This is a genomic window from Variovorax sp. R-27 (assembly GCF_049913215.1).
In the GTDB taxonomy this organism is placed as follows: domain Bacteria; phylum Pseudomonadota; class Gammaproteobacteria; order Burkholderiales; family Burkholderiaceae_C; genus Variovorax.
This window is the reverse complement of sequence record NZ_CP183984.1, coordinates 4228493-4243797: the sequence shown is the minus strand read 5'-3', so window position 1 is coordinate 4243797 and position 15305 is coordinate 4228493. Positions and strand designations below refer to the sequence as shown.

Annotated in this window: 18 protein-coding genes and 2 riboswitches; of the genes, 6 read left to right on the top strand and 12 right to left on the bottom strand. The window is 66.1% G+C overall.

Annotation, left to right across the window (positions count from 1 at the left end; genetic code table 11):
• Positions 1-47: 47 nt before the first annotated feature.
• From gcvH to ACN9MV_RS19875, 10 genes are all read right to left on the bottom strand, one after another.
• Complete coding sequence (gene gcvH, locus ACN9MV_RS19920) at positions 48-419, bottom strand: glycine cleavage system protein GcvH (RefSeq protein ID WP_093055555.1); 372 nt, start codon at positions 417-419, stop codon at positions 48-50.
• Positions 420-478: 59 nt separating this feature from the next.
• A complete protein-coding gene (gene gcvT, locus ACN9MV_RS19915) occupies positions 479-1651 on the bottom strand; it encodes a glycine cleavage system aminomethyltransferase GcvT (protein WP_426389125.1) in 1173 nt (390 codons plus the stop codon).
• A 45-nt stretch (positions 1652-1696) separates the two neighbouring features.
• A riboswitch (glycine riboswitch) is annotated at positions 1697-1809 on the bottom strand.
• A 12-nt stretch (positions 1810-1821) separates the two neighbouring features.
• Positions 1822-1912: riboswitch (glycine riboswitch) on the bottom strand.
• Positions 1913-1945: 33 nt separating this feature from the next.
• Positions 1946-2506: a hypothetical protein gene (locus ACN9MV_RS19910; RefSeq protein ID WP_093073254.1), complete on the bottom strand. Its 561-nt coding sequence runs from the start codon at positions 2504-2506 to the stop codon at positions 1946-1948.
• 98 nt (positions 2507-2604) lie between these two features.
• Positions 2605-3069: a L,D-transpeptidase Cds6 family protein gene (locus ACN9MV_RS19905; protein WP_426389124.1), complete on the bottom strand. Its 465-nt coding sequence runs from the start codon at positions 3067-3069 to the stop codon at positions 2605-2607.
• A gap of 106 nt (positions 3070-3175) precedes the next feature.
• Positions 3176-4468, bottom strand: a complete 1293-nt coding sequence (locus ACN9MV_RS19900) for a TRAP transporter large permease (protein WP_093055563.1) — start codon at positions 4466-4468, stop codon at positions 3176-3178.
• Positions 4469-4479: 11 nt separating this feature from the next.
• On the bottom strand, positions 4480-4992 hold the full coding sequence (locus tag ACN9MV_RS19895) for a TRAP transporter small permease (protein WP_093055565.1): 513 nt from the start codon (positions 4990-4992) through the stop codon (positions 4480-4482).
• A 97-nt stretch (positions 4993-5089) separates the two neighbouring features.
• The gene (locus tag ACN9MV_RS19890) at positions 5090-6064 is read right to left on the bottom strand and encodes a TRAP transporter substrate-binding protein (RefSeq protein WP_093055567.1); all 975 of its coding nucleotides are present in this window, start codon (positions 6062-6064) and stop codon (positions 5090-5092) included.
• 44 nt (positions 6065-6108) lie between these two features.
• On the bottom strand, positions 6109-7128 hold the full coding sequence (gene denD, locus ACN9MV_RS19885) for a D-erythronate dehydrogenase (RefSeq protein WP_426389123.1): 1020 nt from the start codon (positions 7126-7128) through the stop codon (positions 6109-6111).
• A gap of 38 nt (positions 7129-7166) precedes the next feature.
• On the bottom strand, positions 7167-7919 hold the full coding sequence (locus tag ACN9MV_RS19880) for an anti-sigma factor (RefSeq protein ID WP_426389122.1): 753 nt from the start codon (positions 7917-7919) through the stop codon (positions 7167-7169).
• A complete protein-coding gene (locus ACN9MV_RS19875) occupies positions 7916-8509 on the bottom strand; it encodes an RNA polymerase sigma factor (protein ID WP_354338228.1) in 594 nt (197 codons plus the stop codon). The genes ACN9MV_RS19880 and ACN9MV_RS19875 overlap by 4 nt, the downstream gene beginning before the upstream one ends.
• Positions 8510-8636: 127 nt before the next feature.
• On the opposite strand from ACN9MV_RS19875, the gene ACN9MV_RS19870 reads away from it, so the two are divergent.
• On the top strand, positions 8637-9173 hold the full coding sequence (locus ACN9MV_RS19870; RefSeq protein ID WP_426389120.1) for a DUF3455 domain-containing protein: 537 nt from the start codon (positions 8637-8639) through the stop codon (positions 9171-9173).
• A 37-nt stretch (positions 9174-9210) separates the two neighbouring features.
• Here ACN9MV_RS19870 and ACN9MV_RS19865 read toward each other — a convergent pair whose 3' ends face one another.
• A complete protein-coding gene (locus ACN9MV_RS19865; RefSeq protein WP_426389118.1) occupies positions 9211-9696 on the bottom strand; it encodes a tetratricopeptide repeat protein in 486 nt (161 codons plus the stop codon).
• Positions 9697-9785: 89 nt separating this feature from the next.
• Here ACN9MV_RS19865 and ACN9MV_RS19860 point away from each other — a divergent pair, with 89 nt between their 5' ends.
• Entirely contained in the window at positions 9786-10382 is a 597-nt protein-coding gene (locus ACN9MV_RS19860; protein ID WP_426389117.1) for a hypothetical protein, read from the top strand.
• A gap of 258 nt (positions 10383-10640) precedes the next feature.
• Here the strand turns inward: ACN9MV_RS19860 and ACN9MV_RS19855 are convergent, their stop codons facing one another.
• Positions 10641-12338, bottom strand: a complete 1698-nt coding sequence (locus ACN9MV_RS19855; RefSeq protein ID WP_093073270.1) for an electron transfer flavoprotein-ubiquinone oxidoreductase — start codon at positions 12336-12338, stop codon at positions 10641-10643.
• 141 nt (positions 12339-12479) lie between these two features.
• Between ACN9MV_RS19855 and ACN9MV_RS19850 the strand changes: the two genes are divergently transcribed.
• The 4 genes from ACN9MV_RS19850 to ACN9MV_RS19835 all read left to right on the top strand — a co-directional run bounded on the left by ACN9MV_RS19850 (position 12480) and on the right by ACN9MV_RS19835 (position 15299).
• A complete protein-coding gene (locus tag ACN9MV_RS19850) occupies positions 12480-13262 on the top strand; it encodes an SDR family oxidoreductase (protein WP_426389116.1) in 783 nt (260 codons plus the stop codon).
• Between the two features lie 65 nt (positions 13263-13327).
• A complete protein-coding gene (locus tag ACN9MV_RS19845; RefSeq protein ID WP_426389115.1) occupies positions 13328-14170 on the top strand; it encodes a DMT family transporter in 843 nt (280 codons plus the stop codon).
• Complete coding sequence (locus ACN9MV_RS19840) at positions 14167-14589, top strand: acyl-CoA thioesterase (RefSeq protein ID WP_093073272.1); 423 nt, start codon at positions 14167-14169, stop codon at positions 14587-14589. Before ACN9MV_RS19845 ends, ACN9MV_RS19840 begins: the two co-directional genes overlap by 4 nt.
• 11 nt (positions 14590-14600) lie before the next feature.
• Entirely contained in the window at positions 14601-15299 is a 699-nt protein-coding gene (locus ACN9MV_RS19835; RefSeq protein ID WP_426389113.1) for a M949_RS01915 family surface polysaccharide biosynthesis protein, read from the top strand.
• Positions 15300-15305: the final 6 nt, after the last annotated feature.

Here is a 15305-nt window from a genome sequence, read left to right as displayed (position 1 = left end):
GTGAGGGCTCGGGGAGAAGAAGGAAGGTGGCTGAAGAACTCAGCGGATCAGGACTCGGCGGCGAACTTGTCGTAGGAGGCCGCGTCCAGCAGGGCGTCGAGCTGTGCGGGTTCGCTCAGCTTGACCTTGAAGAACCAGCCGGCGGCCAGCGGGTCGCTGTTGGCGAGCGACGGATCGGCGCGCAGGGCCTCGTTCACTTCGGTGATCTCGCCCGACACGGGCATGAACACGTCGGCTGCGGCCTTGACCGATTCGACGACGCCGGCAACTTCGCCTTGCGCAAAGGTCTTGCCGACTTCGGGCAGGTCGACGAACACCACGTCGCCCAGCGCGTCCTGCGCATGCACGGTGATGCCGACGGTGGCTGCGTCGCCTTCGGCCGACACCCATTCGTGGTCCTTGGTGTACTTGATGCTCATGGAAAAACTCCTCGTGGAAAAAATGAATCGGGGTGCAGAGCCTAGCCTGTAGACCAGGCTCAGCCGCGGTAGTAGCGGGTGGGCACGAAAGGCATCGTCGAGACTTCCATCGGCACCGGCTTGCCGCGCACGATGGCCTGCACGCGCGTGCCCGGCTCGGCGAAGGCGGTGGCCACGTAGCCCATGGCGATGCAGCGGTCGGCCGTCGGGCCGAGCAGGCCGCTGGTGACGATGCCGATGTCATGGCCTTCGAAAGATTGCAGCACCGTGCCGTCGCGCACCGGAATGCGTTCGAGGGCGACGAGGCCCACGCGCTTGCGCTTCAGCGTGTCGTGGTCGGTGTGGCCGGCAGCGCCTGCGGCAGCGACGGCAAGCTGCGCGAGGATCTTTGTCGCGCCCGGAAAGCCGCCTTCGCGCGCGCCGCCCGTGCGGCGCACCTTCTGCATCGCCCAGTTGAGCGAGGCCTCGACCGGCGTGGTGGTGGTGTCGATGTCGTTGCCGTAGAGGCACAGGCCGGCTTCGAGCCGCAGCGAATTGCGCGCGCCCAGGCCGATGGGCTTGACATCGGGCTGGGCCAGCAGCAGGCGGGCCAGCGCCTCGGCATCCTTCGCGGCCACCGAGATCTCGAAGCCGTCTTCGCCGGTGTAGCCGCTGCGGGTGACGAAGGCGGCAATGCCGCCGATCTGCACCGCACCGCCCGTCATGAACACGAAGCGCTCGATGCCGGGCGACAGCCGCGCCAGCGCGGCCGCGGCCTGCGGGCCCTGCAGCGCGAGCAGGGCGTGGTCGGGCAGGGGTTGCACTTGGCAGCGGCTGCCGATCTTCTGCTGGATGTGGGCGATGTCGGCCACCTTGCAGGCGCCGTTGACGATCACGAAGATCGAGCCGTTGCCCTCGTTGAAGAACATCAGGTCGTCGAGGATGCCGCCTTCGTCGTTCAGCAGCAGGCCGTAGCGCTGCTTGCCGGCGGGCAGGTCGATCACGTCGACGGGCATCAGGGTTTCGAAAGCCGCCGCCGCATCGGGCCCGACGAGGCGCAACTGGCCCATATGGGAGATGTCGAACAGGCCGGCCGCGTCGCGCGTGTGCTTGTGCTCGGCCATCAGGCCGGCGGGGTACTGCACCGGCATCGAATAGCCGGCAAAGGGCACCATGCGGGCACCGAGCTCCACGTGGAGGTCGTGCAGCGGCGTCTTGAGAAGTTCGGTAGCGGGGGCGGAAGAAGCAGCCACGGGGCACTCCAAAGGGGCAGACGAAATCCATGACGCAAGCCATGGGCCACCCCTGCTGTCCGCTTTACCTGAGAGATTCGCCCCACGATCGGGGTTTGCTCCTTCGGTGGGCCGATGGGCAGTTTTCACTGCAACGGCCTCTCTCCAGCAAGGAAACGCCGGTGTTCACCGGCGCCTTGTCAGTCCTTTTGCCTGAGCGTTCGGGAAACCCCTGCGCCTTCGGCGGCCCCGGCACGCGGGGCTCTCTCCTGACCCTGGCGAGTGTAGTGGATCGCGCGGGGCCGGGGTTTGGCGTCAGTGGATGATTTCGGCCGGCGGCAGCAGCTTGTCGATGCGCTCGCGCAGCGATTCGGCCCGCTCCACCCCGGCGGTTTTCTCGATCTCGGTGAGCATCAGCGCGGCGATGGTCAGCATCGCCTCGCGGTCGCGGGCCTCGCGCAGGGCGTCGCGCATCTGCAGCGCGAACTTCGGGTCGCGCCGCACGAACATGCGCTCGCAGATGTCGAACAGGAACATGCGCGTGGTGGCCAGCGAGCGCTTGCCGTCGAAGGTGTCGGCCGAGGTGGTGGCGACCTGGATCGGCTCGGCGGCGGCGATAGGCGCGGGCCGGGCGGGGGCTGCTACCGGTGCGGGCGCCGGTGCCGCAGCAGCAGCCTGCGGGGCCTGCAGGTAACCCCGCTGCACCAGCGCCTGGATCGCCTGTTCGGCTTCGACCCGGTTGGAGAACAGCGGACTGAAGTCGGTCAGCGAGCGCCGGCCATCGGCCATCAGCAGCAGGGCCCGCTCACGCTGGCTGAGCGTGCGCTGTCCGCCCTGGAGTTCGTCGCGCGCCTTGTCGGTCTTGGTGGGAAACATGGCAGCCACAGCTTTCGGGAATCGAGGGCTGCAGCATCGTTGCAAGTGGTGACATCTTCATGAACCGTTTGCTTTACAGGGGCAATCGCGGCTGGCCTTCAGCCCGCGCTTTCCTTGCGTATGAGCCACTGGTTGCCCACGCGCTGCAATTCCAGCGTCTTGCGGCTCTTCTCGCGCAGCTTGTCGGCGCTGTAGGTCTGTTGAAAGCTCGCGCTGGCCGCCTGCCCCTGGACGCTGATGACCAGGCTGTCGATGCTCACGCTGATGGTCGTCTTGTCGGTAATGCGCGCGCGGCGGTCCGCCTCCCAGGCCTTGCGGTCCTGGCCTCGGGGCGGCGTGAAGTCGGGTGCATAGGCGGCCAGGTAGCGCACCACGTCCCGGGCTGACCAGGCCGCGGCCCAGGCGCGCACGGCGGCTTCGACTTCGCGGATGCTGGAGGCGGGATCGGCCGTCGCTGCTGCCGATACGGGGGCTGGTACCGCGGCGGGCGTTGCGGACGGGGCGCTGAAGGCAGCCGGAGCCAGCAAGGCGCCGCCCAGCAGGCAGCTCAGGAATCGATTCATGGCGCAGTCCCCTCCTTGTCGGTTGTCGGCCCTCGGCCCGTCGCCCGATTCTGGCAGTGAACATCCGCCGATTCACCGGGCCGATCAGGCCCCGGAGTCCAATCCGTTACTTGAACCCGAGCACGTGCGGCAGCCACGTACTCAGCGCGGGCACGAAGGTCAGGATGACCAGCACAGCCCCATGCGCCCAAAGGAACGGCACCAGTTCCTTCACCAGCGCCGACATCGGCACCTTCGACACGTTGCAGGTCACGAACAGCAGCCCGCCCACCGGCGGCGTGATCATGCCCAGCGTGAGGTTGAAGATCACGATCATCGCGAAGTGCACCGGGTCCACACCCAGCTTGATGGCCACCGGCGCGAGGATCGGCGCCAGCACCATCACGCCCGGCAGCGGCTCGATGAAGATGCCGAACAGCAGCAGGAACACGTTGACGATGATCAGGAACATCCACGGCGAGAGGTTCATGCTGATGAGCCATTCGGCCATCTGCTGCGGAATGCCCTCGATGGTCAGCACCCACGCGAACGAGGCCGACAGTCCGATGATGATCAGCACCGAAGCCGACAGCAACGCCGAGCGCGAGAGGATGTCGGGCAGCATCTTCCACTCGAGCGTGCGGTAGACGAACTTGCCGCACACCAGCGCATAGAACACCGCCACCACCGAGGCCTCGGTCGGCGTGAACCAGCCGGCGCGCATGCCGCCCAGGATCACCACCGGCAGCAGGATCGCGGGAATCGCCTTCCAGGTCGTGACCAGGATCTCGCGCAGCGGCGGCGTTTGCCCGTCGCCCTTGTAGTTGCGCTTTTTCGAGACGTAGAAGTTCACGACGCACATCGCCACCGCGATCAGGATGCCCGGCATGATGCCGGCCGCGAACAGCGTGCCGACCGATACGCTTTCGTCCTGCAGCGCGTAGATGATCATGATGATCGAGGGCGGGATGATCGGCCCCACGATGGCGGTCGAGGCCGTGAGCGCCGCCGCGTACGAGCGGTCGTAGCCGGCCTTGTCCATCATCTTGATGAGCATCGACCCCGGCCCCGCCGCGTCGGCCAGCGCCGAGCCCGAGATGCCCGAAAAGAAGGTCAGCGACACCACGTTGGTGTAGCCCAGCCCGCCGCGCCGGTGGCCCACGAACTGGCCCGCGAAGCGCAGCAGCACCTCGGTGAGCGAGCCGCCGCTCATGAGTTCGGCCGCAAGAATGAAGAAGGGCACGGCCATCAGCGGAAAGCTGTCGATGCCGGTGAAGGTTTCCTTCAGCAGCACCATCAGCGGGTAGTTCTCCGCAAGGATCAGCGTGGTAACGGTGGAAAGGCCCAGCGCAAAGGCCACCGGCACGCCGATGGCCAGGAAAATGCAGGCGGAAACGATCAGAACAATGCTTGCGTCCATGGTCGTTCTCCCTACAGCGACGCCGAGGCGTTGGCGTCGAAGTGCGCGTCGGACGCGAACTCCCTGCGCAGCACGTAGCCACGCACCACCAGCAGCCAGTGCACGATCAACAAGATGCCGCCGAACAGCATCGCGCTGTAGATGTAGGCGAACGGAATCTGAGTCACGGCAGTGAGCTGGAACATCGTGCGTTCCATGTACAGCCAGCCGTACCAGACCATGAAGCCGAAGAATGCGAAGAGCAGCCCGGCGACGACGATGCGCACCGCGACGGCCGCGCTGCGGGGCAAGGCGTCCTGCAGGTTCTCGACCGCGATGTGCCCGCCGTAGCGCAGCACCGGCCCGGCGCCCAGGAATGTGAGCCAGATCATCATGTGGCGCGACACCTCCTCGGCCCATTCGAGCGACTGGCTCGTGGTGTAGCGCAGCACGACGTTGGTGAAGATGATGACCGACATGGCGGCCAGCAGAAGAATCAGCGCCCAGCGGTTGGCGGCGAGAAAGTAGCGCTCGAAGGCTTGCACTTTGTGTTGTTCTCTGTTCTGTCTGAAAAACGAAGCGCCCGGCGCACGCATGCGTGCCGGGCGCGTTGCCGGAGGGTCGGCCGTTGCGGCTCAGGGCTTACTTGACGTCCGTGATCTTCTTGATGTTGTCCGCGCCGAATTCCTTGGCGTAGCTCACGTAGGCGGGCTTCAGCGCCTCGCGGAAGGCGGCGCCGTCGACGGTGCGCGTGACCTTCATGCCGTCTTTCTCGAGCTGGGCAATGCCGTTGTTCTCGTCGTCGTTGACCTTCTTGCGCTGGGCAATGGCGGCCTTCTTCGCGGCTTCGGTGAACACCTTCTTGTCGGCGTCAGACAGCTTGTTCCACACCTTCGGCGACAGCAGAAGCAGCGCCGGCGAGTACACGTGGCCTGTGAGCGAGAGGTGCTTTTGCACCTGCGAGAACTTCGACGACAGGATCACCGGAATCGGGTTCTCCTGCCCGTCGACCGTGCCTTGCTGCAGCGCGCCGAACAGTTCGGGGAAAGCCATGGGCGTGGGCAGGATGCCGAAGGTGCGGTAGCCGTCCATGTGCACCTTGTTTTCCATGGTGCGCATCTTCAGGCCGGCCGCGTCGCTGGGCTTGACGATGTCGCGCTTGCTGTTCGTCATGTGGCGAAAGCCGTTCTCCGTCCAGGCCAGCGCGATGATGCCCTTGCTCGGGAACTTGGTCAGGATGTCCTGGCCGATGGGGCCGTCCATGACTTTGCGCGCATGGTCGTAGTCGCGGAACAGGAACGGAATGTCGACGATCTTGACCTCGGGCACGAAGTTGCCCACCGGGCCGGTCGAGGTGTTGACCAGGTCCTGCGTACCGAGCTGGATGGCCTCGATCTGCTCGCGCTCGCCGCCGAGTGCCGAGTTGGCGAAGTGCTGGCACTTGTAGCGGCCTTGGGTGCCTTTCTCGATTTCTTCGCAGAACACCGTGGAGCCCACGCCGTAGTGCGACTCCTTGGAGGTCGCGTAGCCGATCTTCAGAACGGTCGGTTGCTGCGCGAAGGCGGAAGTGCCCAGGGCAAGCGAAAGGCAGGCGGCGGCGATGTGGCCGAGTTTCATGATGTCTCCGGGGTTGGGGTCAGGTGCGCGTCAGGCGCAACGGACTATGCAACACCCGGGAGCTTTACCGCGTCGGGATTTTCACGGACGTACTCGCGAATGACGGCCTCGAAGTTTTCGTCGGACGTGAGCCCGAGCGCCCTCGCGCGCACGGTATCGATGTGGCCCGGCCAGGTCTTCACGATGCGCTGGATCGTCGGGTCGGGTGTGCGGTCCAGCAGGGCGGTGGCGGCCTTGCCGGCCACGCGCTCCAGCGCCGCGGCCATTTCGCCGACCGTGGTGGCGAGAGAGGGCAGGTTGAGCGCAGTGCGCGGGCCCCACTGCGCATCGCTGGCCTCGGCGGCGCGGATGATGCCTTCGATGGTGCGCGCCGGTGACGCAATGGCGACAGGCGTTGCGTCGGGCACGGGGCAGGCGGCGGGCAACCCGGCCAGCGGCTCGCGGATCATGCCGCTGAAGAAGCCCGAGGCCGCGCCGTTGGGCTTGCCCGGGCGCACGCTCACCGTCATGAGCCGCACGCTGCGCCCGCGCACGAAACCCTTGCGCGTGAAATCGGCCACCAGCTGTTCACCAATGAATTTCTGGATGCCGTAGCTGGTCTGCGGCGTGGGCAGCGTGTGGTCTTCGATCACCTTCGGCAGCGGCTGCTCGGGCGAATCGCCGAACACTGCGAGCGAACTGGCGAACACCAGCACGGGTTTCGTGCCGAGCGTGCGTACTTTTTCGAGCAAGGCATGCGTGGCCGCGAAGTTGCTGCGCATGCCGAGGTCGAAGTCGGCTTCGCATTCACCGCTCACCGCGGCGGCCAGGTGGAAGATGGCATCGGCTTCGCGCCAGACGGTGGCATCTGCGTCAGCGGCGAGCTGTGCGTTCAGGTCGCCCGTCACGGTGGTGATGCGCGCATCGGCCGCGAGGTCGGCGGGAGCGCCCGCGCGGTCGACCAGCGTGATGCGTTCGATGGGCCGGGCCGGTGCGCCGGCCAGCGAAAGCTTGCCTTGCTTCAACAGCGTGCGTGCGAGGCGCGCGCCCAGAAAACCGGCGCCGCCGGTGATGACGATCTGCATGGGTTTTGTCTCCTGTGAGCCGCAAGAATAAGCGAGGCTCACCAGAGCTTGGCGCAGGCGCCGCTCAACACCACGTCGGCGCTGGGGGCCGCGGGCGAGGCGCTGCGCTCGCGCGTCACGACGAGGCGCGAGACCTTCGACAGAAGTTTCTCGGAGGTGTCGGGCAGCGTCAGCGTGCCAGCGCCGCTCGCCGGCACCGTGCCGATGGCGAAGGGCGCTGCATCGGCGGGCAAGGCCCACAGCACGAGCCGTTCATCGCCCGAAACGGGCAGCGCTGTCGCACCCAGCACCTTCAGTGTGACCGTGCGGCCATGCCGCAGCGAGCTGACCAGCAATCGGCCCCGGCCCTCGGTGTCGGTGAGCACACCCACATAGCTTTGCGGCAGCCGCTCGCCCGTGCGCATCGCGAGCTGGTCGCTCGTGATGAAGGCGCCGGGCACGGCAAGGAACAACGCACTCGCGGCGATGACGCCCGCCACGAGCCCGCCGAAGCTGAAGCCTGCGGGCCGCAGCCAGCCGGTCCAGCGAGAAGGCCGCGCCTGTCGTGCTTGCTGTGCCTGGGCGGGTTGGGTGCGTGCGGCGATCGCGCGCCAGAGATCGGCCGAAGGCTTGCGCTGCTGCACCGACAGGGCCAGCTGCCCGAGCCGCTGCTCCCATTGCGCCACCACGTCGCGCACGTCCGCGCGATCGCGCATCAGCCGCTCGAAGCGCCGCCGTGCGCCGCCCTCGAGCGTGCCCAGTGCGTAGGCCGATGCCAGTGCATCGAGCAGGCGGGCGTCGGTGTATCTCATGGCGCCACCCCCTGCGCGCTCAGGCAGGCGCGCAGCTTGTCGAGCCCGCGCCGGATCCAGGCCTTGACCGTGCCGAGCGGCGCATTCATCTGCGCGGCCACCTCGGTGTGCGACAGGCCCTGGTAGTAGGCAAGCGCCAGGCTCTGGCGGAAGCTGCCGTCGAGCGCAGACATGCAGCCATCGATGCGAAGCGCATGCATGGCCTGGTCGAACAGCTGCGCTGCGCCGGGGGCCGGGTCGGCTGCCGTATCGGCCTCGGTTTCTGCCTCGCCGTCCGGACCCGTGGCCAGCGGTTGTTCGTGGGTGTTGCGCCGCTTGCGCGCGCGCAGCGCGTCCAGCGCCTTGTTGCGCACGATCGCGATCAGCCAGGTGATGGGCTGGATCTCTTGCCCGTCGACGCTGGAGCGATAGCCGCCCGCGTTTTTCCAGATGCTCACATAGGCCTCTTGCAGCACGTCTTCGGCCGCCTGTTCATTGCCCAACATACGAACCGCGACGCCGAACAGATGCAGGTGCGTGCGTTCGTAGATCTGCGCAAAGCACGCGTGGTCGCCACGGGCCGCGCCAGCGATCAGGTCTTGCAGGCTCATCAGAATATTTCTATTCATGCGGGCGAGTATTGCATCCGTTCCTGCGTGCGTGTCGTTTCTGGAGAAGGGCCGGATGATCCGGTCCGCACTCGTTCGTTTATCTTTTCTTCCTGAACCGGGAAATGCCATGACATTGAAATCGACGCGAATTCTTCCCTCGTGCACTGCCCTGCTGGGCGCCGCCTTGCTTGCCGCTTGCGCATCGCCAGCCACCGAGCTGCCGGCCGCCATCAAGGCATCCGATGGCGAACGCGCCGCCTTCACCTGGCACGCAGTGGGCGTGCAGATCTACGAATGCAAGGCCGGCGACAAGGGCGCGCTGGCCTGGCAGTTCGTGGCGCCCGAGGCGGAGCTTTACGGCCCCGGCGGCGCCAAGGCCGGCACGCACGGCGCGGGGCCCAACTGGACCGCGCTGGACGGCAGCAAGACGCTGGGCACGGTGAAGGCCCGCGCCAACGGCCAGCGCGAGGCCGACATTCCGTGGCTGCTGCTGTCCGCCAAGTCGGCGGGCGGCCCCGGCAAACTGGCCGACGTTACCAGCGTGCAGCGCATCAATACCCTTGGCGGCAATGCGCCGGCAAAGGGGTGCGAGGCGCAGGCCGATGCGGGCAAGCGCATCCGGCAGGACTACAGCGCGGACTACGTCTTCCTGGTTGCCAGGTAGCCGCCACATGAAGCGGGCCGGCCGGCCCGCCTCATGCTCAGCTCTTCTTGGCGCCACCGGCCTTGAAGCTCTCGACGGAAGCCTTCAGGTCCTTGTACTCCGGGCAAGCCATGTTGCAGGCCTGGCCCAGCGCGGCAAGACGCTGCTCGGCCTTGGGCAGGTCACCCATCGAGATGTACAGCTCGCCCGAATATTCGAGCGCACCGACGTGCTTCGGATCGATCTTCAGCGCGGCGTCGTAGTACTTCTCCGAGGCGGCCCACTTGCCGGCGCCGGACTTGCGCAGGGTGTAGCCCATGAGGTTGTTCCAGTCGGCATTGCCGGTGTCGTTGACGCGTTCGAGTTCGCTGATGGCTGCAGTCCACTTGCTGTCGGCGATCAGCGCGCGGGCGGCGGACAGCTTGTTGGCAGGCGTAGCCTTGGCGACCGGTGCGGGGGCAGGTGCCGGGTCTGCGGCGAGCACGTGGCCGGCGGCGAGGGCCAGAGTTGCGGCGATGGCGATGCGGTGGAGCAGGGTGTTCATGGCGAAAGATCCTCTTCGAGAAGTTGAATGGGTTGGCGGGCGGCAACGTGCATCGCCGTCCTGATTCCATTTACGCCACGGGTTTCCGAATGGACGCATCGCCGCGGAAAAAACCGGACGATGCTTTCCGCAGTGCTCCTGTCGCGGATGAGTTCACGCTTAAAGTACCTGCTGGAGCGGAGGATCAGTTCATGGACAGCAGATTTGAAGTGTCGGATGCCGTGCGCAATCTCGACCCGGACCGGATCGATAGCGACCGGTTCAGTTGGCGCGCCGCGTTGCTTGGCGCGGCGGTTGGTGTCGGCGGACAGACCTATGGCAGTACCCTGCTCGCTAATGTGAGCACCCTGGTCCTGCAGTCGCTGGGCGCCTCTCCCAAGGAGGCCTATGCGCAGGTCTACGGTTTTGCGTTGACACCCAGCCTCGTCCTGTCGTTTGCGCTCGGGGTGTGTGTCTACCTTGCTTGTGGCTATGTCGCCGCATCGCATGCGCGCAGCCGGCCTTGTCGGCACGGGCTGGCCGCAGGCCTGATGACGGCTTCGTTCTTCGTGCTCATGGTGATAGGGCCCTACGGATCCTCGATACCCGGCTGGTACGCGTGGCTGGCACTGACACTGCCGGTCGCATGCGGCACGGCCGGGGCGTATCTGTATGCGCGCAAGCGCGGAGGCGGCGTGAAGCCGTAAATATTTCCTGGACGCGGGGAGTGCGGACAGACGTTGAAGAGCCGATAGAGCGGCAGTTGGTCGGCGAACACAACAGCAGCACTCATTGTGCGAAGGGCGCCGGGTGCTCCCCGCAGCGAAATAAAGGAGGAGGCCGCAGGCCGGGGGACATTCGCGGAGGGGAGCACCCGGCGCCCTTCGCACGCACCCCGAACGCACGCATCACCGAAAACGACAAAGCCCTCCGAAGAGGGCTTTTCCACACAAGCGCAGAGCGCCTTACATCCCCACGTAGTTCGGCCCACCGCCACCTTCAGGCGTAACCCACACGATGTTCTGCGTCGGGTCCTTGATGTCGCAGGTCTTGCAGTGCACGCAGTTCTGCGCGTTGATCTGCAGGCGCTGCTTGCCGTCTTCCGTGCCGACGAACTCGTACACGCCGGCCGGGCAGTAGCGGCTCTCAGGGCCCGCGAACTTGGCGAGATTGACGTTGACCGGCACCGTCGCGTCCTTCAGCGTCAGGTGGGCCGGCTGCTGCTCTTCATGGTTCGTGTTGCTGATGAACACGCTGGAGAGACGATCGAAGGTGAGCTTGCCGTCGGGCTTCGGATAGACGATGGGCTTGCACTCCGCCGCGGGCTTCAGGTACTGGTGGTCGGGCTTGTTGCGGTGCAGCGTCCATGGAATGTGGCCCTTGAGCAGCCATTGCTCGATGCCGTTCATGAAAGTTGCAATGCCCAGGCCCTTCTTGAACCAGGCCTTGAAGTTGCGCGCCTTGTTCAGCTCGGCGTGCAGCCAGCTCTTCTCGAAGGCGGCCGGGTAGGCCGTGAGCTCGTCGTGCTGGCGGCCGGCTGTGACCGCGTCGAAGGCGGCCTCGGCGCACAGCATGCCGGTCTTGATGGCGGCGTGGCTGCCCTTGATGCGGCTCACGTTGAGGTAGCCGGCCTCGCAGCCGACCAGTGCGCCGCCCGGGAACACCGTCTTGGGCAGCGACATCAGGCCGCCGGCCGTGATGGCGCGCGCGCCGTAGCCGATGCGCTTGGCCGGCTTGATGCCCTTGGCCTCGTCGCCTTCGAGGTACCAGCGGATGTTGGGGTGCAGCTTCCAGCGCTGCATTTCCTCGAATGGGCTCAGGTAGGGGTTGCTGTAGTCCAGGCCCGTGATGAAGCCCATGGTGACCTTGTTGTCCTCCATGTGATAGAGGAAGGCGCCGCCGTAGGTGTTGTTGTCCATCGGCCAGCCGGCGGTGTGCAGCACGAAGCCGGGCTGGTGGCGCTTGGGGTCGATTTCCCAGACTTCCTTCACGCCGAGGCCGTAGGTCTGCGGGTCTTTACCTGCGTCGAGCTTGTACTTTGCGATGAGCTGGCGGCCCAGGTGGCCGCGCGCGCCTTCGGCGAACACCGTGTATTTGCCCAGCAGCTCCATGCCGAGCTGGAAGTTCTCGGTCGGTTCGCCGTCCTTGCCGACACCCATGTTGCCGGTGGCCACGCCGCGCACCGAACCGTCTTCGTTGTAGAGCACTTCAGCGGCCGGAAAGCCCGGGAAGATCTCGACGCCGAGGTTCTCGGCCTGTTGCGCCAGCCACTTGGTGAAGGCGCCCAGGCTGATGATGTAGTTGCCGTGATTCTGGAAGCAGGCCGGCAGGAAGAGGTTGGGAGTGCGCAGGCTCGACTTCTCGCCCAGGAACACCATCGCGTCGTCTGTCACCGGCTGGTTCAGCGGGGCGCCGAGTTCCTTCCAGTCGGGCAGCAGTTCGTTGAGCGCGCGCGGGTCCATGATGGCGCCCGAGAGGATGTGCGCGCCGGGCTCCGAGCCCTTTTCGAGCACCACGACCGAGATCTCTTTTTCGTGTTGCGCGGCGAGTTGCTTGAGCCGGATCGCGGTCGAGAGGCCGGCCGGGCCGCCACCGACCACGACCACGTCGTATTCCATGGCTTCGCGAGGGCCGAACTGGGCGAGGATTTCGTCGTGGGTCATGTGGGTTGGGTCGATAATGATTTTTCGAGGCGCGGGGCTTCCCGGGTTGCGGGGCATTTTATGCGGCGTCCACGGGCGGTCCGTGTCACTCGTGGGCGGGGCGCTTGGGCGTCACCTGCGCGACTCCACAGGATTCAGTTCATGGCTTACAGCATCGATCTTTCCGGCCGCGTGGCCTTCGTCACCGGCGCCTCCAGCGGGCTCGGCGCCCAGTTCGCGAAAACCCTGGCTCGTGCGGGCGCCGCTGTGGTGCTGGCCAGCCGCCGCGTCGAGAAGCTCAAGGAGCTGCGCGCACGCATCGAAGGCGAGGGCGGCGACGCCCACGTGGTCGAGCTCGACGTGACCGACATCAGCAGCATCAAGGCGGCGGTCGCGCGTGCCGAGACCGAGGTGGGCGCCATCGACATCCTGGTCAACAACTCGGGCGTGAGCACCACACAGCGCCTGCAGGACGTGACTCCCGACGACTACGACTACATCTTCGACACCAACGTGAAGGGCTCCTTCTTCGTGGCGCAAGAGGTCGGCAAGCGCATGCTGGCGCGCGCCCAGGGCACGGCGCCTGGCACCTACATCGGTGGGCGCATCATCAATATTGCGTCGGCGGCGGCGCTCAAGGTCATGCCGCAGATCGGCACGTACTGCATGAGCAAGATCGCCGTGGTGCAGATGACCAAGGCCATGGCGCTCGAATGGGGGCGCTTCGGCATCAACGTGAACGCGCTGTGCCCGGGCTACATCACGACCGAGCTCAACGAGGAACACTGGAGCACCGAAGGCGGCGCCAGGCTGGTCAACATGCTGCCGCGCAAGCGCGTGGGCAAGCCCGAAGACCTGGACGGCCTGATCGTGCTGCTGGCCAGCGGCCAGAGCCACTTCGTGAACGGCGCCGTCATCGCGGCTGACGACGGGTTCTCGCTCTGAGTCCGCGGGCTTGGGTCGGCATTGCGGCCGGACTGGCCGCGGGTGCGCTCTGGGGCTTGACCTTCGTGGCACCGCGCATGGTGGGCCATTTCGGCATGGTGGACATCACGGCCTCGCGCTTCGCGGTGTTCGGAGCGGTCTCGGCGCTTGCCGTGTTTGCGCGGCCTGCCGCCGTGCGCTGGCCGAACGGGCGGCAGGCGCTCGCGGCTCTGGGGCTCAGCGTGCTGGGCTTTACCGGCTACTACCTGCTGCTGGCCTTCGGCATCGAGGCGGCGGGCACCGAGGTACCCAGCCTCATCATCGGCACGATCCCCGTCTGGATGATGCTGCTGGGCCGGCCCGTCGGCCTGCGGATGCGCGCGCTGCTGCCGGGGCTGCTGCTCACGGGCGCGGGCATCGCGCTGATGATCTATGGCGCATGGTCCGCGCAGCACGGCGCAGGCAGTGGCGGTGCCCGCTTCGGCTGGGGCATCGCGCTGGCGCTGGCCGCAATGGCAAGCTGGACGGTGTACGGCCTGCTCAATGCCGCCTGGCTGCAGCGCCACACCGAGCTCAACGCAACCGACTGGGCCAACTGGCTCGGCGTGGCGACCGGCCTGGGCGCCTTGCTGCTGTGGGGCGTTGCGGGTAGCGACGTGGCGACGCTGCAGGCGCAGCCCGACGGCATGCTGTTCATGTGGATCGCGCTGGCGAGCGGCTTCGGCTCGTCGTGGCTGGCCACCATCCTCTGGAACGTCGCGAGCCAGCGCCTGTCCGCCAGCCTGTGCGGCCAGCTGATCGTCAGCGAGACGCTGTTCGCGCTGTTCTATTCCTTCGTCTGGGACGGCCGCTGGCCGCAGGCCGCCGAGTGGGCGGCGGCGCTGCTGTTCGTGCTGGGCATCTTCGCATCCATCAAGGCGCACCGATGAGAATCGAAATCCCCGAAAAGAAAAAGCTCGTGTATGAAACGTCGATCCCGATCCGATGGGGCGACATGGATGCAATGGGCCATCTGAACAACGGCACCTACTTTCGCTACCTCGAAACCGCGCGCATCGACTGGATGCACTCCATCGGCTTCGAGCCCGAGCCTGGCGGCGAGGGCATGGTGATCGTCAACGCCTTCTGCAATTTCTACCGGCAGATCGAATACCCGGGCAACGTGCTGCTCAAGATGTACGTGAGCGACCCCGGCCGCACTACCTTCGAGAGCTGGGGCACCATGGCCCGCGAGGAAGAGCCCGACGTGATCTGCGCGGCCGGCGGCGCGACCACCATCTGGGTCGACTTCCCGAAGCAGAAGGCGCTGGCGCTGCCCGATTGGCTGCGCGCGCTGGTGAGCGAGTGAACGGCGGTCCGATGAAGCGGAAGCTCCTGGCGTTAACGCTCCTGGCATTGCTTGTCACCGGCAGCCACGCCCAGATAGGCCTACCCGGCAAGAACGAATGCGCAGCCAATGCGCCGTACGCGAGCGCCGAGGCGCTGAAGAAGGCAGGGCTTGAACTCCCCGCATTCAAGCGCTATTGCTACACCGACAAGTCGGGCAGCTACGTCTTGCTGCTCGGCGAAAAGCAGGACGAGCCATACGACGGGGAACTGCTGTCCTCGGCCATCCAGGCCTCGCTCTACAAGGTGGGCGGCGACAACACCTTGACCCGTGAATGGTCGATCCGCGACTTCGCCAGCAAGGACGAGGCTGGCGTCAACTTTCGCTCGAAGCTCATTGAACTCGCTGACATCGACGGCGACGGGCTGGTCGACCCGATCCTCGTGTATCGCTTCTTCAACCCCGTTGACGCCGATCACATCGACAACGACGACTACGTGGGGCGCATCAAGATCGTCGCTTTCCATCTGGGCCGCAAGGCGACGATCCACGCCATCACCGGTCATCTGGACGGCGATCGCACGACCACTGCCAATGGCAACTACTTCGCGCTGCCCAAGCCAGTGCAGCAGCACCTCGTGAAGAAGATGGCGGCGATGTACGACGCCGGGCAGTTCGGCTTCGACAACTCCTATGGCTTTGTGCCGAAGAAGGAAGCTGCCCGGCGCTGAAGAGGC

What these genes read in the sequence shown, in the direction of transcription:
- ACN9MV_RS19860 (WP_426389117.1), top strand. Translation starts at nt 9,786, where the DNA reads ATGGACGCATCGCCGCGGAAAAAACCGGACGATGCTTTCCGCAGTGCT.
- ACN9MV_RS19855 (WP_093073270.1), bottom strand. Translation starts at nt 12,338, where the DNA reads ATGACCCACGACGAAATCCTCGCCCAGTTCGGCCCTCGCGAAGCCATG.
- gcvH (WP_093055555.1), bottom strand. Translation starts at nt 419, where the DNA reads ATGAGCATCAAGTACACCAAGGACCACGAATGGGTGTCGGCCGAAGGC.
- ACN9MV_RS19835 (WP_426389113.1), top strand. Translation starts at nt 14,601, where the DNA reads ATGAAGCGGAAGCTCCTGGCGTTAACGCTCCTGGCATTGCTTGTCACC.
- ACN9MV_RS19910 (WP_093073254.1), bottom strand. Translation starts at nt 2,506, where the DNA reads ATGTTTCCCACCAAGACCGACAAGGCGCGCGACGAACTCCAGGGCGGA.
- ACN9MV_RS19865 (WP_426389118.1), bottom strand. Translation starts at nt 9,696, where the DNA reads ATGAACACCCTGCTCCACCGCATCGCCATCGCCGCAACTCTGGCCCTC.
- ACN9MV_RS19900 (WP_093055563.1), bottom strand. Translation starts at nt 4,468, where the DNA reads ATGGACGCAAGCATTGTTCTGATCGTTTCCGCCTGCATTTTCCTGGCC.
- ACN9MV_RS19890 (WP_093055567.1), bottom strand. Translation starts at nt 6,064, where the DNA reads ATGAAACTCGGCCACATCGCCGCCGCCTGCCTTTCGCTTGCCCTGGGC.
- ACN9MV_RS19875 (WP_354338228.1), bottom strand. Translation starts at nt 8,509, where the DNA reads ATGAGCCTGCAAGACCTGATCGCTGGCGCGGCCCGTGGCGACCACGCG.
- ACN9MV_RS19880 (WP_426389122.1), bottom strand. Translation starts at nt 7,919, where the DNA reads ATGAGATACACCGACGCCCGCCTGCTCGATGCACTGGCATCGGCCTAC.
- ACN9MV_RS19870 (WP_426389120.1), top strand. Translation starts at nt 8,637, where the DNA reads ATGACATTGAAATCGACGCGAATTCTTCCCTCGTGCACTGCCCTGCTG.
- denD (WP_426389123.1), bottom strand. Translation starts at nt 7,128, where the DNA reads ATGCAGATCGTCATCACCGGCGGCGCCGGTTTTCTGGGCGCGCGCCTC.
- ACN9MV_RS19840 (WP_093073272.1), top strand. Translation starts at nt 14,167, where the DNA reads ATGAGAATCGAAATCCCCGAAAAGAAAAAGCTCGTGTATGAAACGTCG.
- ACN9MV_RS19850 (WP_426389116.1), top strand. Translation starts at nt 12,480, where the DNA reads ATGGCTTACAGCATCGATCTTTCCGGCCGCGTGGCCTTCGTCACCGGC.
- ACN9MV_RS19905 (WP_426389124.1), bottom strand. Translation starts at nt 3,069, where the DNA reads ATGAATCGATTCCTGAGCTGCCTGCTGGGCGGCGCCTTGCTGGCTCCG.